At 43.5% G+C, this 25015-nt stretch carries 19 protein-coding genes; 14 read left to right on the top strand and 5 right to left on the bottom strand.

Translation table 11 applies throughout. The features are described 5' to 3' along the window. The first annotated feature begins 220 nt into the window (after positions 1 to 220). From mrcB to purH, 6 genes are all read left to right on the top strand, one after another. Positions 221 to 2725, top strand: coding sequence for a penicillin-binding protein 1B (mrcB, locus tag BTW00_RS08305; RefSeq protein WP_075107014.1), 2505 nt, complete (start codon positions 221 to 223; stop codon positions 2723 to 2725). Between the two features lie 46 nt (positions 2726 to 2771). Next, positions 2772 to 3584: a M48 family metallopeptidase gene (locus BTW00_RS08300; RefSeq protein ID WP_075107013.1), complete on the top strand. Its 813-nt coding sequence runs from the start codon at positions 2772 to 2774 to the stop codon at positions 3582 to 3584. 67 nt (positions 3585 to 3651) lie between these two features. Continuing rightward, complete coding sequence (gene prmA / locus BTW00_RS08295) at positions 3652 to 4578, top strand: 50S ribosomal protein L11 methyltransferase (RefSeq protein WP_075107012.1); 927 nt, start codon at positions 3652 to 3654, stop codon at positions 4576 to 4578. 159 nt (positions 4579 to 4737) lie between these two features. Beyond that, positions 4738 to 5994: a DUF3426 domain-containing protein gene (locus tag BTW00_RS08290; RefSeq protein ID WP_075107011.1), complete on the top strand. Its 1257-nt coding sequence runs from the start codon at positions 4738 to 4740 to the stop codon at positions 5992 to 5994. A 148-nt stretch (positions 5995 to 6142) separates the two neighbouring features. Then, the gene (gene fis / locus BTW00_RS08285) at positions 6143 to 6505 is read left to right on the top strand and encodes a DNA-binding transcriptional regulator Fis (RefSeq protein WP_075107010.1); all 363 of its coding nucleotides are present in this window, start codon (positions 6143 to 6145) and stop codon (positions 6503 to 6505) included. A 149-nt stretch (positions 6506 to 6654) separates the two neighbouring features. Further along, on the top strand, positions 6655 to 8235 hold the full coding sequence (gene purH / locus BTW00_RS08280) for a bifunctional phosphoribosylaminoimidazolecarboxamide formyltransferase/IMP cyclohydrolase (protein ID WP_075107009.1): 1581 nt from the start codon (positions 6655 to 6657) through the stop codon (positions 8233 to 8235). Positions 8236 to 8422: 187 nt separating this feature from the next. Here the strand turns inward: purH and BTW00_RS08275 are convergent, their stop codons facing one another. Both BTW00_RS08275 and BTW00_RS08270 read right to left on the bottom strand, forming a co-directional pair. After that, positions 8423 to 10297, bottom strand: coding sequence for a SurA N-terminal domain-containing protein (locus tag BTW00_RS08275; RefSeq protein ID WP_075107008.1), 1875 nt, complete (start codon positions 10295 to 10297; stop codon positions 8423 to 8425). A gap of 352 nt (positions 10298 to 10649) precedes the next feature. Next, on the bottom strand, positions 10650 to 10970 hold the full coding sequence (locus BTW00_RS08270) for an HU family DNA-binding protein (RefSeq protein ID WP_256714039.1): 321 nt from the start codon (positions 10968 to 10970) through the stop codon (positions 10650 to 10652). Positions 10971 to 11427: 457 nt separating this feature from the next. On the opposite strand from BTW00_RS08270, the gene BTW00_RS08265 reads away from it, so the two are divergent. The 8 genes from BTW00_RS08265 (at position 11428) to fdx (ending at position 18637) form a co-directional block, all read left to right on the top strand. Beyond that, positions 11428 to 12072, top strand: coding sequence for a hypothetical protein (locus BTW00_RS08265; RefSeq protein WP_075107007.1), 645 nt, complete (start codon positions 11428 to 11430; stop codon positions 12070 to 12072). 484 nt (positions 12073 to 12556) lie between these two features. After that, entirely contained in the window at positions 12557 to 13066 is a 510-nt protein-coding gene (locus BTW00_RS08260; RefSeq protein WP_058024181.1) for an Rrf2 family transcriptional regulator, read from the top strand. Continuing rightward, positions 13063 to 14289: an IscS subfamily cysteine desulfurase gene (locus BTW00_RS08255; RefSeq protein WP_075107006.1), complete on the top strand. Its 1227-nt coding sequence runs from the start codon at positions 13063 to 13065 to the stop codon at positions 14287 to 14289. Before BTW00_RS08260 ends, BTW00_RS08255 begins: the two co-directional genes overlap by 4 nt. Positions 14290 to 14457: 168 nt before the next feature. Then, positions 14458 to 14868, top strand: coding sequence for a Fe-S cluster assembly scaffold IscU (gene iscU / locus BTW00_RS08250; RefSeq protein ID WP_058024183.1), 411 nt, complete (start codon positions 14458 to 14460; stop codon positions 14866 to 14868). Positions 14869 to 15091: 223 nt separating this feature from the next. Continuing rightward, a complete protein-coding gene (gene iscA, locus BTW00_RS08245; protein ID WP_075107005.1) occupies positions 15092 to 15412 on the top strand; it encodes an iron-sulfur cluster assembly protein IscA in 321 nt (106 codons plus the stop codon). 139 nt (positions 15413 to 15551) lie between these two features. Then, positions 15552 to 16121, top strand: a complete 570-nt coding sequence (gene hscB, locus BTW00_RS08240; RefSeq protein WP_075107004.1) for a Fe-S protein assembly co-chaperone HscB — start codon at positions 15552 to 15554, stop codon at positions 16119 to 16121. Between the two features lie 210 nt (positions 16122 to 16331). Then, positions 16332 to 18212 carry a Fe-S protein assembly chaperone HscA gene (gene hscA / locus BTW00_RS08235; protein ID WP_075107003.1) on the top strand — a complete coding sequence of 627 codons (1881 nt, stop codon included), beginning with the start codon at positions 16332 to 16334 and terminating at the stop codon, positions 18210 to 18212. 86 nt (positions 18213 to 18298) lie between these two features. Then, positions 18299 to 18637, top strand: coding sequence for an ISC system 2Fe-2S type ferredoxin (fdx, locus tag BTW00_RS08230; RefSeq protein ID WP_075107002.1), 339 nt, complete (start codon positions 18299 to 18301; stop codon positions 18635 to 18637). A gap of 102 nt (positions 18638 to 18739) precedes the next feature. On the opposite strand, the gene BTW00_RS08225 is transcribed toward fdx, so the two are convergent. From BTW00_RS08225 to mfd, 3 genes are all read right to left on the bottom strand, one after another. Next, positions 18740 to 19939, bottom strand: coding sequence for an adenylate/guanylate cyclase domain-containing protein (locus tag BTW00_RS08225; RefSeq protein WP_256714038.1), 1200 nt, complete (start codon positions 19937 to 19939; stop codon positions 18740 to 18742). A 564-nt stretch (positions 19940 to 20503) separates the two neighbouring features. Continuing rightward, positions 20504 to 20935, bottom strand: coding sequence for an HIT domain-containing protein (locus tag BTW00_RS08220; RefSeq protein WP_075107000.1), 432 nt, complete (start codon positions 20933 to 20935; stop codon positions 20504 to 20506). Between the two features lie 168 nt (positions 20936 to 21103). Continuing rightward, positions 21104 to 24814: a transcription-repair coupling factor gene (gene mfd, locus BTW00_RS08215; RefSeq protein WP_075106999.1), complete on the bottom strand. Its 3711-nt coding sequence runs from the start codon at positions 24812 to 24814 to the stop codon at positions 21104 to 21106. Between the last annotated feature and the right edge of the window lie 201 nt (positions 24815 to 25015).

The raw sequence follows: 25015 nt of genomic DNA, 5'->3' as shown, positions 1-25015 counted from the left end.
TTATCTTACATGGCGTTTATTAACCCAATTGAAAGATGCTGATACTTGACTATGAGTATCAGTATTTTAGTAGAGATTATACTACAAGCAATCACCCTAGGCAGTACCATTGCTTATGGTCTAATACCAATGAATGCCCTCGCTAACGATGATAGATTGAAAAATTTGTCAATTTGCGTCATTATGAGGCAGTTTTTTATCCAAAAATGGTGCGACATCCGTGCAAAAATCCAATTTTAAGTTACCAAATACCAAGCTATCACCATCATCTAAGCCTGCTATGAATGCCTTACCTTCACAGCAGCGCGGCTTGGTATTTAGTAGTCTTCTCTTAATTACCATCATCGCTGGCATGGTGCTATTTGCACTGTATTTGGTCAAGCTTGATCGCACCATTACCCATAAGTTTGAAGGCAAGCGCTGGGACATTCCAGCTAAAGTGTACTCACAGCCACTTGAGCTATATCAGGGTGCCAATATCGATAGAGATACGATGAAAACGTGGCTAGAGTTGCTTAATTATCAAAGCAACAAGTCTTATGATCGTACTGGCACTTATCATAGATCGGGTAATACTTATTTTATCCATACGCGCGGCTTTACCTATAGCTCAAGCGATATAGATGCTGAGCAAGTCATTAAAATGACCCTTGCTGGCAATAAAGTTGACTCTATTCAAAGCACCTTACCTGCCAAAAGTGGCATCATTCGTCTAGAGCCAGTGAGTATCGGTGGTATCTATCCAGACAGTAACGAAGATCGAATGGTTGTCTCTTTAGATGACGTGCCTCAGCCACTGATTGATGCATTGATTGCCACCGAGGATCGCGCGTTTTATGAGCATAAAGGCGTCTCGATACGCGGTATCGCCCGTGCCGTAATCAATAACTTTACTGGTGGTGCTAGACAAGGTGGCTCGACCATCACCCAGCAGCTGATCAAAAACTTTTACCTCAACTCTGATCGCACCCTCAAACGCAAAGCCAATGAGGCGTTGATGGCGGTACTGCTTGAGCTGCATTATAGTAAAGATGAAATTTTACAGACTTATTTGAACGAAATTTATCTGGGTCAAAACGGCAATCGCTCTATCAATGGTTTTGGTTTGGCCTCACAGTTCTATTTTGATAAACCACTTAACGAGCTGCGTATAGATCAGCAAGCCATGCTAGTTGGTATGGCAAAAGGCCCAAGTATTTACAACCCACGTCGTAATCCAAATGATTCGAAAGCTCGTCGTGACGTGGTGCTTGGTAACATGCTCGCAATGGGCACGCTAAGTCAAGAGGACTATGACAAAGCCTTAAAACAGCCGCTCGGTATCGTGGACAAGCCTGCTGAGGGCAAGAGCCAGTTCCCTGACTTTTTGGACATCGTCAAACGTGAGCTCAATGATGTCTATTACTCTGATGATCTCAAAAATGAAGGTCTAATCATCATTAGTACCCTAGACCCTATTGCTCAGTTGGCAGCAGATAAGGCGGTTGATAGAAAACTGGGCGAGCTGCGCCGTAGCGGTAGCAAAACCAAAGACTTACAAGGCGCGCTCGTCAGTGCCAATCCTGAAACTGGCGAATTGGTGTCTGTCGTCGGTAGTGGCAGTGAGTTCACAGGCTTTAACCGCGCCGTCGATGCCAAGCGTCAAGTCGGCTCTTTATTGAAGCCAATCATTTATATGACCGCGCTTGAGAGTGGTCGTTATAACTTAGCAAGCTCGGTGGATGACTCACCTATCACAGTCAATCTGAATGATGGTACCGATTGGAGTCCTAAGAATTACGACAACCGTGATCATGGCTATGTACCACTGACCACAGGACTGTCGCAATCTTATAACCAAGCGGCGGTACGCTTGGGTATGGAATTTGGGATTGATACCTTTGCCAAACAACTAAAACGCATGGGCGTTAAAGAAGAAATACCGCCATATCCATCAGCGTTATTAGGGTCTGTCAATTTGAGCCCGATGGACATGTTAGGTATTTACCAAGTCTTTGCGACTGGCGGTTTCCGCACGCCTATTCATAGTATTCGCACGGTTATTGATGATCGCGGTCGTATTTTACAACGTACCGGACTCAATACTCAGCGTAGTATTCCACCTGAGACCAACTTTTTGACGAACTTTGCATTACAGCAGGTGGTGTCAAATGGTAGCGCCAGACGAGCTCAATCACTTGGCAGCAATCTGAATCTCGCCGGCAAAACGGGCACTACCAATGATTACCGTGATGCTTGGTTTGCAGGCTACAGTGGTAACTATGTCAGTGTCGTTTGGGTTGGTCGTGATGACAACAAGCCCATTGGCTTGAGTGGTGGTACTGGTGCGCTACCGGTTTGGGTCGATTATATGAAACGCCTCAAACTCACTCCAGTAGCGCTACCAGAGCCAGAAGGTATCGAATGGTTGTGGCTCGAAAACAACTCAGGCAAGCTGTCTAATGAACGTTGTGCCAATGCTCGCTACTTACCTGTCATGTCAGCACATTTACCAGAGGAAGCCAGTAGCTGCGCGCTTAGCTTGTATCAACAAGATCGTGCTCGCGAGCAATCTCAATTCCAAAATCAGCAGAGTGCAATCAATGAGCAACGTCGTCGCGAAGGTCTAGATATCCCAAATGGTGAAGCGGTTGATGCTGGTGATTCAGAGGGCAGTAATGGACAAAATAATGAAGGTCAAAACCGCGCTGATACGTGGTATGACCGTGCTATTGAATGGTTTTAATATTGTTTTTAATATGTAGCGTCTGATATTTAAAAAAGGTCTCAATATGGTCTCATTTCTACAGCAGTCTGCCTCTGTGACACAAACAATGTCTTGGTGGCAGAAAAAATTTGCGCCAGTGAATGCTCTAGCTATAGTCGGCATCGTTTGTAGTATGCTAAGCCTCAGCGCATGCCAGACTGCGCCAGATAGCTCAGCTGCGATGAAAACAACACCTATTCAAACAACCCCATCATCACAGCCACCAGTGACATCGACCACCACTGTGACTCAGGCACCCATCGTTGAAGCAGATGATGAGAACGAATACCCTATTGAGCCTTATACTCCACCCGAAAAGCTCGAGTCGCCGAACCCATTGACACAAGAAACGCCTGTATTTGAGCCGCCTACTCCAGTGGTGACAGAGCCTAATCTGGGTATTGCCATACCATCGCGCAATGCCTATATCATCTCTGAGCCGGCCGTACCGTCACACAATGATCTACTAGAGCAGGCAAGAAAAAACTCACAGCAACGCTCTCAACAATCAGCAAGCAATAACAGTAACTTGCCTGCATTTCGTAACTTGATGCAGGTAGGCGTTAATCAACTGAAATCAGGACAATTAACGAATGCTGAAAACAGCTTTACCCGTGCACAGCGCTTGGCCCCCAAGTCGTCTGCCGTATATTTTTATCTGGCGCAAGTGGCATTGAAAAAGAACCAACCTCGTAAGGCAGAAGCGATGGCACGTCGTGGCCTTAGTGTTTCTCAAAATGCCAGTCGTAGACGAGCGCTGTGGCAAATCATTTTACAATCAGGGCAAGCTCAAGGTAACTCACGCGTCGTTAGTGAAGCAAGACGAGCTTTACGCTAATAACCGCCCACTACAGTTATCATTTATCCAAAACATACATTTATTTTTTTAGCTTAGGGTTATCGTTATGGCATGGCAACAACTGCATTTACAATGTGAAAAATCAAACGTCGATTTGGCTGAAGCGCTTTTATTAGAAGCTGGCGCACTATCTATTGCCTTAGATGATGCAGGTGATCAGCCTTTGTTTGAACCACTTCCCGGTGAGTCACCGCTATGGGATGAAGTCATACTGACAGGGCTATTTGATGCCACTACTGATGATGGTAGCCGTCAGGCTGTTGAGCAGCTTAGTCATGAAATTGCCGCACAAGTACAGGCTACTCGTATCTGGCTAACGGCTGTTGATGACAAGGATTGGGAGCGCGAATGGATGAGTAACTACCATCCTATCGAATGCGCTAATGACTTGTGGATTGTGCCAGACTGGCTCACACCGCCCAATCCAGAGGCAACCAATATCATTATGGATCCAGGCTTAGCTTTCGGTACTGGCTATCATGCCACGACTCGTCTTTGTCTTGACTGGTTAACAGAGCAAGACCTGACAGATAAAGTGGTCATCGACTATGGCTGCGGCTCAGGTATTTTGGGTATCGCCGCTCTATTATTAGGTGCACGCCAAGTGTATGCAGTCGATATCGATCCACAAGCTGTACTCGCAACCAATCAAAATGCAGTGCGTAATCATGTCGGTGACCGTCTGCAAGCGTTCTTGCCCGAAGAGTTCACAGATTACTGCGCACAGCATGATGTTTTGCCTGTAGAAGTGATTGTCGCCAATATTTTGGCCAAACCCTTAATTGGCTTAGCACCTTACTTTTCGACATTGATTGCATCGAAAGGTCGCATCGTATTGGCAGGTTTAATCGAGTCACAGACTGAACAAGTCATGGAAGCTTATCAACCCTATTTTGCACTCGATCCAAAGCATGCCTTTACCGCGCAAGAGGACCAGCATTGGCAGCGTTTATCTGGTACATTTACTAGCTAGCAACATTTAATTACATCTGTTACGATAGAGGGCAGTCAAACGTCACAGGTTTGGCGCCACTCTGTCGTTGCTCATGATTTATAGAATTTCAAAAAGCATGGTAGCTGTTGGTGAGTGGCTAAGCGGTATAGATAACCATACTTTTTTGGATTCGACCCTATGACCACCCCAATGAAAACCCAGTGCCCTCATTGCCAAGCTTGCTTTAAAGTGCAACAGAATCAACTAAATAAAGCCAATGCTACTATTAACTGTACTCAGTGCCAAGAAAGTTTTTCGGTCAATCAACACCTTATCGTAACCCCTGATACCCCCAACAGCTCCTCCACTCAACATACTGCTACAGCACATCAAAATGCGCAATCCAAGCTGAGTAATCGACCTGAAAGCTCCACCAATAGTCGTAATCAAGCATCTAATATATCAAATACTGCAAAGTCCTCACTCCATAAAAAACGTTCAGCTGATATATTGATTCATGATGACTTAATCTATGATGATATGGATATCGATGAGCCAGAAGACAGCATTGTAGAATACGACTCACTAGACAGCATGGATGCTTGGTTGACGCAAGTGAGCGATACCAATTCTGCGACGGCAACTGACAACTCGACAAACACATTTTCTAAAACCAATAATAAAAGCCAAGAGCAATTTGTAGCATCCCCTACCGAGCATACTACAACAGAACATTCATCAATGGCTCAAGAAGTACTGAGCTCAACTGCTGCCAATGACATTCATGCGAGCATCAACGACACAGCTGACGACTCATGGCTAGAAGCACTTCTTGAGGAACAGAATAAACGCGAAGCCAAATCAGTAGATAGTACAGATTTATCACAACTACTGATAGATATGGGTGTGCCTCTTAGGGACGAAGAAAATTCTGTTACAGAACGTGCAAACAAGGCACAAGCACAGTTTGCGCCAACAGCCACAACACATTCAATTGCTTCTATTCTCTGGATACTTGGATGCTTAGTATTAGCACTATTACTTGCCGCGCAGTATGTTATGTTTAACCTAGAGACGTTAGTCAAAAACCCTGCCAATGCGCAGCGCCTCCAAACGGTATGCTCTATTGCGGCATGTAGCTTGCCAAGCGCTGATCTGACAGCTTTGACTATTACCAATCCAAGTCATCGATCAAGTCAAATTAAAACAACAGGTGCATTTAGCGATATCAGCTCGATATTGAACAATCAAAGCACAAAAGCACAGCTCTATCCAAATATAAAAGTCAGTGTTTATGGGACAGATAACCTCATTGGAGAGTTTATAGCAGGGCCTAACGACTATTTATTGGGTAAGCCAAGCCACCTAGCTGCTAGTAATAACAGACAACTACTATTTACCATACCCGTTGATAATGCACAAATTCGCGAAATTACGATGACACCACTTTATTGAATGCTATTTTTAGCAATAGAATAAGCCTGACATGTCGCTGCCGTTAAGATAGCCGTCAATCTGTCAGCGCTAGACGATATTAATTTGATATACTATTATTCTGACATCTTATGGTTTGACTCTTTTTTCATTTCAAGGATATTATCTTATGGCACCTCATGCACAGCATCATGCCCATCATTTTGCTAAGAGCTCTGAGCATCCTGCCGACTATAATAAAGAAGATCATCGCCATGTCGCTCACGATGTTGAGTTCCCATTAGAGAGTGCTGCGAGTAGCGCACAGCAGCCTTTGCGTGTACATGTTGAACGCGTCGTTCGCCAGTATTTTGCTATGCTAGGTGATGAGATGCCTACCGACTTGTACGAGCTTATCTTAAAGCAAGTCGAAGAGCCTCTATTGTCAGTGGTTCTAGAGAAAACTCGAGGCAATCAGACCAAGTGTGCACAAATCTTAGGCCTCAATCGTGGCACTTTACGCAAAAAACTCAAAACTTACGACTTAATGTAGCACTGCTATATGTGCTCACCCATTATTACTAATCATCATGCATGGCAATTCAATGTGCATGGCTTTATCTATCGCGATATAGTCTACCGTTGTTGCCATCATCACCTTGCCAGACGTTTACGTCAGGCTTTTTTTATGGAAGATTTTTTATGAGTACAACCCCACTTGCCCTACTCTCGGTCTCTGATAAATCCAATATCGTTGAGTTTGCTCAAGGCCTTATTAAAGCAGGTTTTGGCTTACTCTCTACTGGCGGTACCTATCGATTACTTACAGAAAATAATGTCGCTGTGACGGAAGTGTCTGACTATACGGGCTTTCCTGAGATGATGGATGGCCGTGTTAAGACCCTGCATCCTAAAATTCATGGCGGTATCTTGGGACGTCGTGGTACAGACGATGCTGTCATGAATGAGCACGCAATCGAGCGTATTGACTTGGTTGTTGTGAATTTATATCCATTTGCTGAAACGATTGCACGTGCTGACGTGACGATGAACGATGCTATCGAAAATATCGATATTGGTGGCCCTACCATGGTACGATCAGCAGCAAAAAATCATGCCCATGTAGGCATCGTGACCGATCCTGCTGATTATGATCGCGTACTGACTGCTTTAAATGGTGGCACTGAATTGACAACGGCTCTACGCTATGATTTAGCAGTGAAAGCCTTTGAGCATACTGCGCAGTACGATGGTATGATTGCCAACTTCTTAGGCAGCCGTGTCAATGAGACGCAGGAACCAGAAAACTTCCCACGCACATTTAATGTACAACTAGAAAAAGCGCAAGATCTGCGCTATGGCGAAAACCCACATCAAAACGCTGCTTTCTACACTGAAAATCATCCTTTAAAAAGCCAGCAAGCTTCTATTGCAACGGCTAAGCAACTGCAAGGTAAGGCGCTATCATACAATAATATCGCTGATACTGACGCAGCCCTTGAGTGTGTTAAAGCCTTTACTGCACCAGCTTGCGTTATCGTTAAGCATGCCAATCCTTGCGGTGTCGCGGTAGATAATGACCAAGTAGCTGCTTATCGCACTGCTTTTAGCACCGATCCTGAGTCATCTTTTGGCGGCATTATCGCCTTCAACCGTCCACTGACGCTTGCTGCTGCAAAAGCCATTATCGATAATCAATTTGTAGAAGTCATCATTGCACCCAGCATTGAAGACGGTGTACTTGAAGCGACTGCTACTAAGAAAAACGTACGCGTATTAGTATGTGGTGAACTACCAGCACCAGATCAGCGTGATAGTCAGCTTGATTACAAACGCGTCAATGGCGGCCTACTCGTACAAGAGCAAGACCTTGGTTTGATTACGGCAAACGATCTAAAAGTCGTCACTGACGTACAACCAACTGAAGCGCAAGTGGCAGATCTGTTGTTCAGCTGGAATGTGGCAAAATATGTCAAATCGAATGCCATTGTTTATGCGAAAGGTCAACGTACTATCGGTGTTGGCGCAGGTCAAATGAGCCGCGTTAACTCAGCACGTATCGCTGCTATCAAAGCAGAGCATGCTGGGCTGGCCACTGAAGGTGCCGTTATGGCCTCAGATGCGTTCTTCCCATTCCGTGATGGCATCGATAATGCTGCTGAAGTGGGTATCTCAGCCATCATTCAGCCAGGTGGTTCTATGCGTGATGATGAGACCATTGCAGCCGCTAATGAGCACGGTATTGCGATGGTATTCACTGGCATGCGTCATTTCCGCCACTAAGTAATCATCTATTAGTTTAAGACTGGAATTAGTCGCAGCAATTGTATTTATTACTGCAACTAATTTCCAGTCTCTTATAATATTCGCGGTTACTATAGTTAAAGTATTATCCAATAAAAAAAGCCACTGCATCGCTACAGTGGCTTTTTTTGCGTTTAATAATTAAGAGTAACCATACAGCGAACGCTTAGCGCCCTTGTGCATTTGCCATGTTGGCTTCGTTAATCTCAACTTGATAGACCATACGTAAATAATCTAAGTAGTCTTGCAGCTGATCTTGACCTAAATTGTCACGAATGATGCTGGCCGTTTGCGCTCTTTGCATATCAGATAGTGGTGACTGCTGCTCAGTCTTGATGCGATCACCAACCAATAGCGTTGCACCCGCTTCAGTCTCACTAGCGAGCGCGACTACGCTATCATTGGCAGCTTGCTTGCTAAAGGCCAATCCACGCTCTTTATCAGTTAGCAACGTTGTTTGACGATTGATCTCACCCAAAGATTGCAAGCTTACCGACTGCTTAGCAATATCAGCTGGCGTTTTGATACCAGCAGCGACAGCTTTCGCTTCTTTTAGCGCCAAGGCTGTGGCTTTTTGCTGACGCAATATCTGAGTGATTCTTGGCGTTGCACTAGATAAGCTCAGTGTGGTCGTAGGACGATAGTTGCTTGGTTGTACCCATACCGTGCCGTTACCAACTTCTATACCTGCCGTCACGGCCTGATCTTGAATCGTAAATTCGTCAAAGGCCTGTTTGATCACTGCTGGTTGTGATAATACTGATTTGTTATTTTCTTTACGATAATCTTTGATACGTTTTAGCGTGACATTCTCTTGCTGCGCAATATCTTCGATACTAAAGCCATCTGCTGCCAAATCATTAATCGAGGTTACTTTATCCGCGTAGATTTCTTGACGCTTGTACTCTTTTGCCTTAGCCGTCAGCTCAGCACGCATACTATCGAGACTTGGAATCTTTTTGCCATTATCTTCGGTGACTGTGAATATCTGATAGCCAAAGCTGGTCTTGATAGGGGCTGTCACATCTCCAACGCTCAAGCCTTCTAGTGCTTTTTCAACAGCATCGGCGTCACTACCAAATACTGACGGATTAAAGCGACCAATGTCACCGCCTGTTTCTCCTGAAGGATCATCCGATTCTGCTTTGGCCACAGCAGCAAAAGACTCGCCTTTAGCCAAGCGAGCTTTAACTTTATCTGCTCTTGCCTTAGCATCATCACCTGTTAACAGGATTTGACTCACTCTGCGCTCATCATCAGCAGCCAGACTTTGCTTATACGCTTCGTACTGCTGCTGCAACTCTTCTGTTGTCACATCATCGACTTTGATGGTCTGCGGGCTAAGCTGAATATAAGCCAAGTTGACCATTGCCGCGCTTTTTAGCGTGTCTTTATTGGCATCATAATATGCTTGAATATCATTTTTGCTCAGTTTGACCTGATCAGCATAGTCCTGCCAATCAAAACGATGTACCCAGACGTTGCGTGATTCTAGTTGCAAGTCGATCAATTGGCTAACTGCCTGCATTGGATAGACGGCTGTACCAACGATACTAGCATTCAATTGATCCAAGCTTAACTGATTGCGAAACTCTGCAAACAACTGATTTTTGGTCATGCCACGCTGACGCAAAAAGTTTGCAAACTGATCGTTAGAAAAGTTTCCATCAGCATCTTTGAATATTTCTTCTTCACGCAGCAAACGATTGATCGTGTCATCAGAGACTGTCATACCAAGCTTACCTGCTTGCTGCTCTAGTAATGTACGATCAATCAGACCTTTTAGTACTTGCTCGTGCAGTACGTCTTCATTCAATAAACTGGCATCATCAACTTGCTCTAGTATTTCGCTACGACGGTTATTGACGGCAGTCTGATACTCGGACAACCCTACGCTTGCCTCACCCACCTGAGCGATTTGGTTGGGATCAACCCCGCCGCCAAAATAGCTTTCGACACCCAATAGAGCCAGTGGCGATAGGCATAAAATCAATAAAATGCGACCTGGCCAGCTTTTTAAGAAATCGCGCAATTTATCCATAGTTATCTCTGCTTTATTAACCTATATTGATGAAAAACCATTGTAATACTGTTAGGAGCTGTCGAGTGCGACCTGCTAATATCAATGCTATTTAAGCCGGCAATGGTAAGAGGAAGAACGTGTACATTTTATTAGGGAAAACAAGGTTCAGTGACAATACCTTATTTAAACAACGCATCTATAAACAACGCATCTATCGCGCGCCCTATGATACGTGATTTTTCGTATATACTCAAAATATTCACGTTGTATGAGATAAACTATAGCAACAAAAAAAGCACCTAATATTTAGGTGCTTTTTCGGTGCTTAGCTTATGACATCAGCCAAAGCGACCATCTACCATAGAGCGGCTTAGTTCAAACGCTCTTTTAGGTTTTTACCAGCTTTGAAGCTTGGTACTTTGCTTGCAGGGATGCTTAGCTCTTCACCAGTCTTAGGGTTACGGCCAGTACGTGCTTTGCGGTCTTTTACGCTAAAAGTACCGAAACCAACTAGAGAGATGCTATCGCCAGCTTCTAAAGCTTCGCCAACACTTTCCATAACAGCATTCAAAGCATCACCAGCTTGAGTCTTATTTAGACCACTTTTGTCTGCGATGCTATCAATTAATTCTGACTTATTCATAAAATTTCCTTCAAGTTTAAGGGGGTAATAAACGCACACGCCAAGCATTGTAACGCTCTCGTGGTACTTACGCAATAAAAACTACCTGACTGGCGTATTAACAGGTTTCGCTTTGTTATCGTCTTTATATCAAGGCAGCATAAGGAGTGCAAGCGATTTTACATCTTTTTGTGCCATCAACTACTTATTTGACACCCAATGTTACGCAAAACATCTGCAACCTATATACAGGCAAACTGTCCTCATTCAAACAATGAATCAACTTATTTGTTTACTCTTTAAAACAGTTGTCAGTTGGTGTCTGTGCATTACCAGTCATAAATTTTAATGTCTTTATCAACTGCTAGATTGTACTGTAATAATTTTACCACTGACAGAAACTAGCGTTACTTTTTATTATAAAGGCGTTACTATAAACAAAATACCACTGCAAATTTCGGGTAAAAATAAACTTAAGTTTATTACATAACTTTGATTTACTAAATAAAAAAAATGGATTATTTACATGAAGCGTTCTACGTTGTCTCACTCTCTTCTTAATATTATTCTGGTGTTCATCGAGTCGGCGCTGACACTATTGTTACGTTTGGATCCTGAACTACGTAAAGCCGCTTATCCACTTGCCAAGCAAGGTACGGTCGTAGCGTTGCGCTTATATTTGCCTCATGTTGAGGTTTTTGCCACCTTTAGTACCAAAGGCGTACTCTTGGATGCCGAGTTGCCTGTTGGTCGTAGCGAACCTGATGTCGTTATCAATGCTTATAGCATTCAAGTGATTAATGCCATCACCACTCACGATAGAGAGACGACCGAAAAATTACAGATGCGCGGTGAATCTGTTCAAGTACAGCTGGTCAAACAATTCATTATGCAGCTTGGTCTCGGCAGCTTAATCCAAGGTCTAATTAGAAAGATAAAAGGTGGCAAAGCCAAAACCAAACCGACCGATGCTGAAATGGCGGAAAAGAAAGACCATTATAAAGAGCGTATCAAAGAACAACAGACCCAAATCAACACATTAACCATCAAGAACCGCGAACTTGAAACTACAGTTAAAGAGCTACAGAGTAAGCAAAAGACCTTTATGATTGTCACTATGGTGCCGCTGGTTGTTATGATTGGCTCAGTCATCGGACTGTTGATGAGCTGATTTTAATCGAACTTAGCTTTTATCAATTGATTTTTACCAAACTATGATTTCAGATATAAATGAGCGTACAGTGCCTATTGAAGGTAATGGACGCTCATTTTTTCTCTAGATTGTTACATTCTAGCTTGTTCGATATTGCTACAACTTACGTTCAAATCATAAATTAGCCAATATCGAAGTGTTAAAAATAAGATATCTCTCCCCGCTCATACATACATCCCGAACACCATTGTTTTTATCAATCATAGCGATAAGCTCGATTAACCATTTAACCACACTTTAATCTTGACTAAATTACTCAGGATTAAGTATAATTGACCTAATCGTTGCACACATCGGGTTAACCATCTGTTGTTTAATAACGATAAGACACAACTTGAACGGATATGATTGACAGCTTTTATATTGATCTATTATTGACTGCATCTATCCCTTTCCAAGATCGTTATTAAATAAAAATGACATAAAAGTTTGGAGATAACACATGCGTTTAACTACTCGAGGCAGATATGCCGTTACTGCTTTACTAGACTTGGCATTACAGACCAGTCAACAAGAGAGCGCAGTATCTCTATCTGATATCGCTAAACGGCAGTCAATTTCTATCTCCTACCTCGAACAGTTATTCTCCAAGCTACGCAAACGTGGCCTTGTGACCAGTATTCGCGGTGCAGCTGGTGGTTATAACCTAGCCAAGCCATTGAACGAGATAGATGTGATGAGCATCATATCTGCTGTCGATGAATCCGTTAATGCGATGCAGTGTGAAGGACGCGGTGACTGTCAAGGTGGTACAATGTGCCTGACCCATGACCTATGGTGTGCACTATCAAATCATATTGAACAGTACTTGAAAAATATAACATTAGCGCAATTATTAGATATGGAAAATGTGCAGTCAGTATCAGAACGTCAGCACAACTCTACAAAAGATATTTCCATAAAAGACATCAATACCATTACTCTATCGAACAGCGAGGCAAACCCAGCATGAGCCAACATAACAACCTTATATACTTAGATTATGCCGCCACCACACCAGTTGCCAAATCAGTAGCTGCTAAGATGAGCGAATATCTGACAGTAGATGGCATCTTTGGTAATCCAGCCTCGCGCTCGCACGGCTATGGCTGGCAAGCAGAAGAAGCCGTAGAAACTGCTCGCGGACAAGTTGCTGAAGTCATCAACGCTGATCCACGCGAAATCGTCTTTACTTCTGGTGCAACTGAATCTGACAACCTAGCCATTAAAGGCGCAGCTCACTTTTATCAGTCTCGTGGTAAGCACATCATCACTAGTAAGATTGAACACAAAGCCGTGTTAGATACGTGCCGTGAGCTTGAGCAAGAAGGTTTTGAAATTACGTATCTTGAGCCGCAACCAAGCACAGGTCTTATCTTGCCAGAGCAGGTAAAAGCAGCCCTACGTGATGATACTATTTTGGTATCGCTTATGATGGTAAATAACGAGCTTGGTACGATTACTGATGTTACAGCGATTGGTGAAATCACTCGTGAAGCCGGTGTGGTTTTCCATGTTGATGGCGCACAGTCTGTTGGTAAAGTAAAAATCAATCTTGAAGAAATGAAGATCGATTTGATGAGCTTTTCAGGCCATAAAGCCTACGGTCCTAAAGGTATCGGTGCCTTATTTGTTCGCCGTAAGCCACGTATTCGCCTAAAAGCTGAGCAACACGGCGGTGGTCATGAGCGCGGTATGCGTTCAGGTACATTACCTACGCATCAGATCGTTGGTCTTGGCGCAGCGTTTGCTTTAGCCAATGAAAGCTTTGAAGCAGATCATGCCCATGTTGCAAAACTGCGTCAAAAACTCTGGGATGGCCTACAAGATATTGAAGAGATCTACCTAAACGGCGATCTTGAGAACAGCGTACCAAACATTGTGAACATCAGCTTTAACTTTGTTGAAGGCGAGTCATTGATGATGTCGCTAAAAGACTTAGCGGTATCATCAGGGTCAGCCTGTACATCAGCGACGCTTGAGCCATCATATGTACTACGTGCTATCGGTCGCCCAGACGAATTGGCGCATAGCTCAATCCGCTTTAGCTTTGGTCGTTATACGACTGAAGAAGACATCGACACTGTTATCAAGCAAATGCATGAAGCTGTTGATAAACTACGTGCCCTATCGCCACTTTGGGATATGTACCAAGAAGGTGTTGATTTGAATTCAGTCGAATGGGCTGAGCACTAAAATCAAGCATAGACAGTAATACAGCTTCAAATATATTTATTAAACGATTGATCAGACAATTATAAATCCAGTTTTTATTAACTAAATGTTTGACCCCAATTATCGATGAGTAGTTAGATATTTAAAGTTAATATGCGACTACTCATCATCTAACTAGGAGAAAACCCCATGGCCTATAGTGACCAAGTTATTGATCATTACGAAAACCCACGCAACGTTGGTAATCTTGACAAAAACGCCAAAAACGTTGGTACCGGTATGGTCGGTGCCCCAGCCTGTGGCGATGTAATGCGCCTACAAATCCAAGTCGATGATAACGGTATTATCGAAGATGCACGCTTTAAAACTTATGGCTGCGGTTCAGCAATTGCTTCAAGCTCGCTCGTTACTGAGTGGCTAAAAGGCAAAAGCTTGGATCAAGCTGGCGAAATCAAAAACAACGATATCGCTAAAGAATTGGCCTTACCGCCAGTAAAAGTACATTGTTCTGTACTTGCAGAAGATGCCATTAAAGCCGCTATTAGCGACTATAAAGGTAAGCATGGCGTAGCAGCAGCGGCAGAAGAAGCCACTATCTAAGCCAAACCTACTAGCGTCTGCGCTGTGTTTTGTTAGCAATGCTAAAGTAGTAATACATCAAATGGTTACTAACGCTAAAAAGGTGACAATGACACTTATGTAATTGTCACCTTTTATTTTCTAAAAACTATTAGCATATTATTTTGGCAAACTCGTAATGTCGCTTGCCAGTTTACATAGTTTATTTATTGATATTTACGATTAATAGTCAATGGGAGTTGGCATGATTGAAATGACAGAACGCGCCGCTCAGCATGTTCGAGACTTTTTGGACAATCGCGGCAAAGGTGAAGGTATTCGAGTTGGTATCCGTACAGCGGGTTGCTCAGGCCTTGCTTATGTTTTAGAGTTTGTAGATATACCTGATGAAAATGACACGAGCTATGAAAGCCGCGGCGTTAGCATTTTTATTGATCCTAAAAGCTTGGTCTATTTAGATGGCCTGTTGATGGATTATGAAAAAGAAGGTCTAAACGAAGGTTTCAAGTTCACTAACCCTAACCAAAAAGGTGAATGTGGCTGCGGTGAGTCTTTTACTGTTTAATGGTTCAATCAACTGATTATTCAGTGATTGATGCACCCGTTGTGATGAATCAATACAAAAAGATATCAATGCACTAATATATTTAGCTGAAGCACCAGATTAAGACTCTAAAAACAAATAAAAAAGCAAGGCGTAAGATATGACAGACACGATTCCAGAAACACAATTTGATAACTTCTTTGCCCTATTTGAGCAACCTGTACAATTTGAAGTCAATCAAGACAGTCTCGATCAGCATCTACGTCTGCTACAAAAACGCTATCATCCTGATAATGTTGCAAAGAATCTAGCAGATACCAAGCAAGCAGAGCAGTATTCTGCCGTCATCAATCAAGCATACCAAACGTTGAGTGCACCTGATAGCCGTGCTGGTTACCTACTAGGTATGGCCGATCAAGCGCAAAATCTAGAACGCTCCATCGCAGACTTGGATTTTTTAGAAGATGCGATGGAAATGCGTATGGATTTAGATGACGCTATTGTAGGCAAAGACCTTTTAGTCTTGCAGCAGCTACATCCTCAGATTACATCGCGCTTGGCAAACCAGTCTCAGCGTTTTGAGACTGCTTACCAAGAGCAAGATTGGCCAATGGCGATTGATGCGACACAGAAATTGAAGTTTTTGGTTAAATTGAATGCTGATGTTACAACGGGGCTTGATGACGTCGCCACTGCTGCACATTCAGATGACGATGACCTATACGTCTAGATAGCTGTGCATGATGTATCTTACTTGAAAGCTAGATTCTAAATATTTGGTTAAATTAGTATCAACTATACCGTATAATCTCTGATTTTGAGCATGCTTAACTGCCAAATCCCTCTATTTTGAGAATAAAGAGATAGCGGTTAAGCAGTCATACTAAACATGCCATATTTGCCTCATTACACTTATTCATTTTATCTCTGAGTTATTCTTATGTCTTTAATGCAAATTGCCGAACCTAATCAAAGCGCTCAACCTCATCAACATCGTTTTGGCCTAGGTATTGACCTTGGTACGACACGCTCACTGGTCGCTGTAGTACGTTCAGGCAAGGCGCAAGTTTTAGAAGCAGGCGCAGCATCAGATACCTTGCTGCCTTCTGTGGTTTATTATCCAGCGACAGGTAATCCATCGGTCGGCTATGATGCCCTAGCGCATTTAGCAGACGATCCAAAAAATACGATCGTCTCGGCTAAGCGTTTTATGGGTCGTAGCCAAGCGGATATTAAATTCTCGCATCCTTATGAGTTGTCTGGTAGTACAGATGATATGCCAGCATTTGTCACGGCTCAAGGTGAAGTGTCACCTGTCGAAGTATCAGCGCGTATATTAGCCGCGCTTGAGCAACGTGCAGCGAGTGCACTGCCTGCAGACAGTATCGAGGGCGCAGTGATTACCGTGCCAGCTTATTTTGATGAGGCACAGCGCCAAGCCACTAAAGATGCTGCGCAAGCGGCTGGTATCAACGTACTTCGTCTATTGAATGAACCAACGGCGGCGGCGGTCGCTTATGGTCTTGACCAATCATCAGAAAACAACAATAAAGAAAGCTACTATCTTATTTATGATTTGGGCGGCGGTACTTTTGATGTATCTATTCTAAAGTTGAATGATGGTGTCTTTGAAGTATTGGCAACTGGCGGTAATAGCGCACTGGGCGGCGATGATATTGATCGTCTGATTACCAACTGGATCATTAAACAGTTAAATATAGATCCAAAAGACGTAAGCCTGCATGACAAATCAGTACTCGCACAAGAAGCTAAAGCTTACAAGCAAGCGTTGACTGATGCCGAACAGGTCGATATCAACGTCACTGTCAATGGTCAGTCATACCAAGGCGTTTTAAGCCGTGAAGACATCCTTACTATCGTAGAGCCTGTTAGTCGTCGCACGTTAAGCGTATGTGAACAAGTCCTGCGTGATGCCAAGCTGACTGCCATAGATTTAGACGAAGTGATCTTAGTAGGCGGCTCAACGCGTATGCCTGCCATACAACAAGTCGTGACTGAATTTTTTGCCAAGCAGCCTCTTTGCCGTCTGAATCCAGATGAGGTTGTTGCCTTAGGTGCTGCTCAAACTGCTCACCAACTGGTGAATGGTGATAGTAATAACAATTTGTTGTTATTGGACGTGACGCCATTATCATTAGGTCTTGAGACCATGGGTGGTTTGGTTGAAGTACTCATCCCACGCAACACGCCTATCCCTGTCAAAAAACGTCAAGTGTTTACCACCTATCAAGATGGTCAAACAGGCATGGTGATACACGTCGTGCAAGGTGAGCGCGAAAAAGTAGAAAACTGTCGCTCGCTTGGCCGCTTTGAGCTGTACGGTATTCCGCCAATGAAAGCTGGGTTTGCTCGTATCGAGGTCACCTTTAGCATCGATGCCAATGGTCAGCTGACTGTTAGTGCACAAGAAACCACGACCAAAACAGAAAGCAAGATCGAGATCGTGCCTTCTTATGGTTTGTCTGATGAGCAAAAAGAACAGCTACTGGTTGCAGGGTTTAAGCATGCCGAAGAAGATAAAAACGCACGCTCTTTGATTGAAACCAAAGTTGAAGCTGAACGTGAAGTGCTGGCGTTAGAATCAGCCTTGAATGAGTTTGCTCCTCTGCTATCCTCTGAGGAGCAGCATACCTTAGCAGAGCAGATACAGGCACTAAAGACGGTACTTAACACCAATGATCTAGCAATGATTGAGGCGCAGCAAGCGCAGCTCAAGCCTCATAGTGATGCTTTTGCTGCCCGCATTATGAATCAAAGCGTTAAAACCAGCATGGCAGGCACCAGCGCGCAAGATTGGTAAAATCCATACTCAAAATGATAGCTTAGTTATGATACTAAGCTACTTTCTCTTATTTTTTAGATTGATTAGCATTGGACACATAATTTATGCCAAAAGTTACTGTATTACCCCATCACGAGATTTGCCCAGAAGGCGCAGAAGTCGAGTTAAAATCTGGCGATAACTTGTGCAAAGCGTTATTAGAAAAAGGCATCAAAATTGAGCATGCCTGTGAGATGTCAAAAGCTTGTACTACTTGTCACGTTGTCGTACGCAAAGGGTTCAATAGTCTAGATGAGATGGATGATGTAGAAGCTGATCTACTTGATCGTGCTTGGGGCTTAGAGCCTGACTCACGTCTGTCTTGTCAGGTCATGCTTGATGATGAAGATCTAACCATCGAGGTTCCAAAATACACATTGAATCATGCAAAAGAAAATCATTAATATGATCAGTACAAACTACTTATAAGTTACAAAAAAGCCAGCTATTAAAATATAATAGCTGGCTTTTTTTATACTCAATATTTCACGATATGACTTCCCAAATCATGACTTTTTGTTAGCACTATGACGTTTGCTTTCTTCAGCGATGCTCTGTGCCAATTTTTCTTCTTCTTGTTCGATACGCTCAAGCGCAAAGTTTAGACGACTCCTGATATCTTGATAGTCATTGTCTTTCATGTCTTTAAAATTTAGATGCAAGTTAAACCCTGGCAAGGTGTGATCTACCCATTTAGACAAATGACCTTTATTAGCATCAGGGTCAAGTACTTGCCATGCATTTACCTTGTCATCAAAGCCTTTTAGCTGAAGCGCTCCAACATGTTGACACTCATAGTTATGGCAAACATAATCATAAGTGCTTTCACTGACCAATATCTCATCTTTGCCAGCATTCGATTCGAGTCTTGACGCCAGATTAGCCTCTTTACCAATCAGTGTGTAACTAAGACGATTGTTGCTACCAAAATTGCCCACGTGGCAATAACCAGTTGTGATACCAATACGTATATATAACCCCTCAAACCCCATCAGCCGCCATTTTTGACGCAATGTACGCATCTCGCGGCGCATATCTATCGCCATTGCCACGCAATCCAGAGCATCTTGACGTGGGCCATTACTGGCGGGCTCACCAAAAAAGCACACCATGCCATCACCAATAAATTTATCAAGTACAGCACCATGTCTGTCAGCAATCAACGTCATGCAATGCATATAAGTGTTCAAAATATCAGCTAAGTTGTCAGCGCTCAGACTATCAGACAGATCGGTAAAGCCCACAATATCTGAAAACATAATAGTCAGCTTAGCACGTTTATTCGACACACTAACAGGGCTATTAGATCTAACAATTGGTTCCCAAATTTGCGGTGGTACAAAGCGAGTCAACTTATTGATGACCGACACCATGGTACTCAACCGTCCTCCGGCTTTAGAGGCACTTTCTTTATAGCCGATATACTCTTGATACGTACTGCGAAACTGATACAAAATAACCATTATGCTTGCTAGCAATACGGTGGGAGGCACCCAACCTTCATTACAGTTCAATCCTTCGTTGTCTAGTATTGTACTGACATAATAAAAGACAATAGATGTCACCAATGCTACAGTAAATAATCTTAGACCGTTATCGACACCACTGACGATCATACGTACGCCGATTAAGGCTACCAAACTGAGCGATATCACCGTACAAAACTGTATTGACCCAATAACGACCGCAAATAAAATAACGACCATATTAGACGTCCAAAGACTGGTTTGGCGTCGATAGTTATAAATCAGAATCATCAGGCTAGGTAATAGAACGACAACCAATAATGCCATTGAGGTAGGACGAAAATTGTAATGCGGGGCGAGTAATATGACAGTAAGAATTAAAACAAAAACTTCTGGATAGTCGAATTGACAGATTCCACTACCTTTTGACAAAAGTTTTGGCTTTAACATCCCTATAAAAGGCATATTGAATTTCACTTAAATGAGATAAGCTATCAGAGAGATAAAGATATATAAGAACAACACACGCAAATCACCTATTTTAATGATAAATAATTACAAAAATATATTATACTTTCTAAATTAAATGAAACCTAGGTCAGTGGTAGCTAAAAAAACACCATCTATCATTTATCAAGATGACAAATCTTCTGGATAAGATAAATAACTGACAATGTTTGATTATTACAGAAAAAAGCCAGATATGACGAGTATCTGGCTTTTTTCTGTCGCAATAGTTTATGAGAGAGGCTTCATAAATAATGCTTTATAAATGAGATAAAGCAATTCAAAGTTAAAAACGGATTACATCTGCCAATCAAAAGGCATTTGATGATGACCACGTAGCGCCATCATTAACGTCTGCTGCATTTGTGCCAAGACTTCTTTGGTATAAGGAACCGCAGGAACACCCCATACTGGATTTGGCCATTGCCTATCATTTTGATAACGAACAATATGATGAAAATGAAGCTGCGGGACTTGATTGCCAAGCGCGGCCACATTCATTTTATCTGCTTGAAAGGTTTTGGCTAGCTGACTCGATAACCAGCTTGACTCACGCAAGAACTGCGTTTGGTCTGCCTCAGACAACTCATAAAGCTCTTTGATACCCGATACGCGCGGTACTAATATCAGCCAAGGGAATTGACAGTCATTGATCAAACGACAAGTAGATAATGGAAAATCACCCACTAAGAAACTATCAGCAGCAAGTTTATGATGAAGTTGGAACATAATGACGGTTCTCTTGTTGTTTAATGCAAATAAAAGTACGTAAAAAATATCGAAGAAGAAGCAATCCGGTTATTTTATCAGTTATCCCTGCGATAAAATAGCACCATACACTATTGCATTTGTGTTGATTGTCTTAGCAACCCCGATGATAGCTTTCACCGATTGAATCTAGGCAGCTTCTGTCACCATATGCTCACTAAAATAACGTAAAAGATCTTGGATAACAGAGACTCGCTGTTGAGGCGTTGCCAACTTCTCGCTATGTTGATAACGAATACCAGATGCCCCATTCATACGATAATGCTGCCCATCTGACTGAATCAGCTTAATAATCGCCAAGGCATCGACGGGGGTATCTGGTGCAAACTCCAACGTCATACTACTGCTATTGGCATCGATTTTGTTGATCTTCAGCGGTTCTGCTTGCAAGCGCAGTCCATGAATGGCAAATAGCTGCTTGGTCTGGTCTGGCAATGCACCGAAACGGTCTATCATTTCGGTACGAATATCCGTCAACGCTTCTTTATCATCTGTATTGCTTATACGTTTGTAAAACAATAGGCGCTGATGTACGTCATGTAGATAGTCTTCTGGAATAAGAGCAGAGCTATGCAAGTTAATCTCACTGGTTAGCGATAGTGGCGTATTCAAGTCAGGCTCTTTACCGGCCTTAATCGCCTTAGTTGCACGTTCCAGCATATCCATATATAAGCTAAAGCCAATCGCCTGCATATTACCACTTTGCTGCTTACCCAGTATCTCACCTGCACCGCGAATCTCTAGATCTTCACTCGCCAGCATAAAACCTGCGCCGAGTGTATTGGCGCGTTCAATTGCATGTAGACGACGCTTGGCATCGCCTTTGAGACCTTTGAGAGAAGGCACCAATAGGTAACAATATGCCTGATGATGACTTCGACCTACTCGGCCTCGTAGCTGATGCAATTGCGCCAGACCAAATTTATCCGCACGCTCAATGATAATAGTATTGGCATTTGGTACGTCGATACCTGTCTCAATAATAGTAGAGCACACCAACACGTTGAATTTTTTATGATAAAACTGCTGCATGATTTGCTCAAGCTGACGCTCTTGCATCTGCCCATGGGCGACCCCTACTCGCGCTTCTGGTACGAGGTCACGAATAGTCTCTGCCATACGCTCAATACTAGCCACATCATTGTGGAGCAGATAAACCTGCCCACCACGTAACAGCTCGCGCAAGATAGCTTCTTTCATCAAGGCATCTGTCTTTTGCATGACAAAGGTTTTAATAGCCAACCGGCGTGCAGGCGGTGTGGCAATGATTGACATATCACGCATGCCTGAGAGCGCCATATTAAGCGTTCTAGGGATGGGCGTTGCGGTCATAGACATACTGTCTACATCTGTCTGAATCGCCTTGATACGTTCCTTATGACGCACCCCAAAACGGTGCTCTTCATCAACGATCATTAGCCCAAGGTTTGCAAACTTCACGTCAGGCTGTAGTAGTTTATGAGTACCAATCACGATATCGACTTTGCCATCAGCCAAGTCCGTCAAGACCATGTCTTGATGCTTTTTACCACCAAAGCGAGACAGGCTCTCAATACGCACTGGCCAATCAGCAAATCGATCGCGGAAATTATCTTCGTGCTGTCCTGCGAGCAATGTGGTGGGCACTAATACAGCAACTTGATAGCCAGCACTGACGGCAATAAAGGCCGCTCGCATCGCTACTTCTGTTTTACCAAAGCCAACATCACCGCAAATAAGGCGATCCATTGGCTGGTTTTGTCTCATATCTTCCATAACCGCATGAATGGCATTGGCTTGGTCAGCGGTCTCTTCAAACGCAAACTGACTGGCAAACAGCTCGTATTGCGACGGATCTATTTTAAAATGAATACCAACTTTGGCCTCACGACGCGCTTGCATATTGAGCAGCTCTGCGGCAACATCGTGAATTTGCTCCAAGGCCTTTTGCTTGGCTCTATCCCATTTGCCACTGCCGATCTTATGTAATGGCGCTAACGCTGGATCGCCGCCACTATAGCGACTGATCATTTGTAGATTGGCGACTGGCACATAGATACTGGCATCATCGTCATATTTTAAATGAATGAACTCTTGCTCACCATCGCCCACATCTAGCGTGATTAGACCGTTATAACGACCAATACCATGCTCGATATGAACGACTGGGCTGCCATCTGTTATCTCAGTGACGCTCTTAACCAAGAACTCTTCTGATACACCGCTTTGGCGACGACGACGCGTCTGTAAGACTTGACGACCAAACAGCTGCGTCTCACTAATCAACACCAAACGCTCAGGCACGTATACGCCACGCTCAATCGGTGCCACAGTCAGACCGACATGTGGTAGTCGAGCATTATTCATAGCGCTCGTCTTATCTGCTGCTAAAAATGCTTCAAAGCTATCATATGCTTTGATATCGATTTTTCCCTTAAACAGCTCAATAAGAATCTCACGACGGCCTGCGGTTTCTGCAACAATTAGTACAGGCGTTGCTGTTTGTTGTTGAACGTTTAAAAAGTCGAGCAATTCAGTTAATGGCTCAGATTTCTGATGGTTTACTGCCAGTTGTGGCGGTTCTTCGGCGCTTAATGTCACTAAGCCTTGCTGCTTAGTAGGCGTTAATGGCAGTTGCGGCTGAGATGGATCGTTACCTTCTGGCGCTGCTACGTCATTTGTCGTAGCCAGCTCATCGCGTGCGCTTAGTATCACTCGTGGATAGTGATTTAGTTGTTCATTAAGTGCGTTGGATAATAAGTATAACAGCGCAGGTTCGACGATAGGCTTGTCAATATCATGTCGACGTTCTTCATAGCGGCGCTGGATTTGTGACCAATAGTCCGCCTGCTTTTCGTTAATCAGCTCATCCGTGATAAACAACGCATCGCTTGGCAAATAAGAAAACAATGTACTTTCTTCTTGCCAATCTTTTAAGTCAAAAAATAGTGGCTGATAATACTCCAGTCCGCTACTCGCGATACCTGCCATTACATCTTTATGCAACTCAGACTTGCGGCTACTGGCATTAGGGAACATCGCCGCAAAATTCGTGCGAAATGTCTCTCGCCCTTCATCCAGCGGAAACTCCTTTGCTGGTAATATTTGGAACTGTTCGATAGGTTTAGAGATATCTGGCAATTTGTGCAGCAGCGACAGTGACTCTTTGCCCATGCTGGTATCATTGCCTGTCAACATCGCCTTGAGATCATCAGCGGTCAACGTGCGCTGGGTTTGCGGATGAAAAAAACGAATTGTCTCAATTTCATCGTCAAATAAGTCTAAACGCAGCGGAAAAGGCTGACCCATAGCAAAGATATCGATAATGCTGCCACGTACAGCGAACTCACCGGGCTCAAAGACATTATCAACCGCTCTATAACCCGCCTTTGCCAAAAGCCCACGTTGCGTATTGATATCAAAACGATCACCGACACTTAGATCAAAATGCTGCCCAATCAGCCAACTGGGCGGTGCGACGCGTTGCATCAATGTCTGTACTGAGATGAGTAGCACACCCGTTTTTGGCATATCCGTCAATAGGTTGATGCGTTCACTAACGATGTCTTGATGCGGAGACAGCTCATCATATGTCAGTGTCTCCCAGTCAGGAAACACGTAGGCATCCACACCGCAAAATGCCAGCTCGGTCTCTATCTGATTGAGTTGGTTTTGGTCGCGTGCCACCACGACCTTTAGGCGCTTGGCAACATTCCACATAGGCGTTTGAACCAAGCTTGCCAGCCATAAGCTACTGACCGCACCATGGACAGGCGCAAGCCAACGCCGCTCGGAATTTTGGATGGGGAACAACTGCTGGTTAATAGGATCAAACGCGTCAGTCAAAGCAGTGATAGGCATAAAGAATAGGATCACAGTTAAGGAGTCAGAAAGCTATTATACGAATATTTGAGCAATTACCAAAACTTATGCCGTAACGGTTTGTCACGTAAAAGTTCACTCATTTATGATCGAGGATTGATAACGATTATTAAGCTTTAACTATCATTACATAAAAAACCCCAACTAATAAGCTGAGGTTCTCATTCACACTGGTTAAAC

Source organism: Psychrobacter sp. C 20.9 (assembly GCF_001921765.1).
GTDB classification, from domain to species: domain Bacteria; phylum Pseudomonadota; class Gammaproteobacteria; order Pseudomonadales; family Moraxellaceae; genus Psychrobacter; species Psychrobacter piscatorii_B.
This window is presented reverse-complemented; position numbering and strand designations above follow the sequence as displayed.

Coding starts and splice junctions, on each gene's coding strand:
- hscB (WP_075107004.1), top strand. CDS start 15,552: ATGACAGACACGATTCCAGAAACACAATTTGATAACTTCTTTGCCCTA.
- BTW00_RS08260 (WP_058024181.1), top strand. CDS start 12,557: ATGCGTTTAACTACTCGAGGCAGATATGCCGTTACTGCTTTACTAGAC.
- prmA (WP_075107012.1), top strand. CDS start 3,652: ATGGCATGGCAACAACTGCATTTACAATGTGAAAAATCAAACGTCGAT.
- fdx (WP_075107002.1), top strand. CDS start 18,299: ATGCCAAAAGTTACTGTATTACCCCATCACGAGATTTGCCCAGAAGGC.
- purH (WP_075107009.1), top strand. CDS start 6,655: ATGAGTACAACCCCACTTGCCCTACTCTCGGTCTCTGATAAATCCAAT.
- iscA (WP_075107005.1), top strand. CDS start 15,092: ATGATTGAAATGACAGAACGCGCCGCTCAGCATGTTCGAGACTTTTTG.
- BTW00_RS08300 (WP_075107013.1), top strand. CDS start 2,772: ATGGTCTCATTTCTACAGCAGTCTGCCTCTGTGACACAAACAATGTCT.
- fis (WP_075107010.1), top strand. CDS start 6,143: ATGGCACCTCATGCACAGCATCATGCCCATCATTTTGCTAAGAGCTCT.
- BTW00_RS08275 (WP_075107008.1), bottom strand. CDS start 10,297: ATGGATAAATTGCGCGATTTCTTAAAAAGCTGGCCAGGTCGCATTTTA.
- BTW00_RS08220 (WP_075107000.1), bottom strand. CDS start 20,935: ATGTTCCAACTTCATCATAAACTTGCTGCTGATAGTTTCTTAGTGGGT.
- BTW00_RS08225 (WP_256714038.1), bottom strand. CDS start 19,939: ATGGTCGTTATTTTATTTGCGGTCGTTATTGGGTCAATACAGTTTTGT.
- BTW00_RS08255 (WP_075107006.1), top strand. CDS start 13,063: ATGAGCCAACATAACAACCTTATATACTTAGATTATGCCGCCACCACA.
- hscA (WP_075107003.1), top strand. CDS start 16,332: ATGTCTTTAATGCAAATTGCCGAACCTAATCAAAGCGCTCAACCTCAT.
- iscU (WP_058024183.1), top strand. CDS start 14,458: ATGGCCTATAGTGACCAAGTTATTGATCATTACGAAAACCCACGCAAC.
- BTW00_RS08265 (WP_075107007.1), top strand. CDS start 11,428: ATGAAGCGTTCTACGTTGTCTCACTCTCTTCTTAATATTATTCTGGTG.
- BTW00_RS08290 (WP_075107011.1), top strand. CDS start 4,738: ATGACCACCCCAATGAAAACCCAGTGCCCTCATTGCCAAGCTTGCTTT.
- mfd (WP_075106999.1), bottom strand. CDS start 24,814: ATGCCTATCACTGCTTTGACTGACGCGTTTGATCCTATTAACCAGCAG.
- BTW00_RS08270 (WP_256714039.1), bottom strand. CDS start 10,970: ATGCTTGGCGTGTGCGTTTATTACCCCCTTAAACTTGAAGGAAATTTT.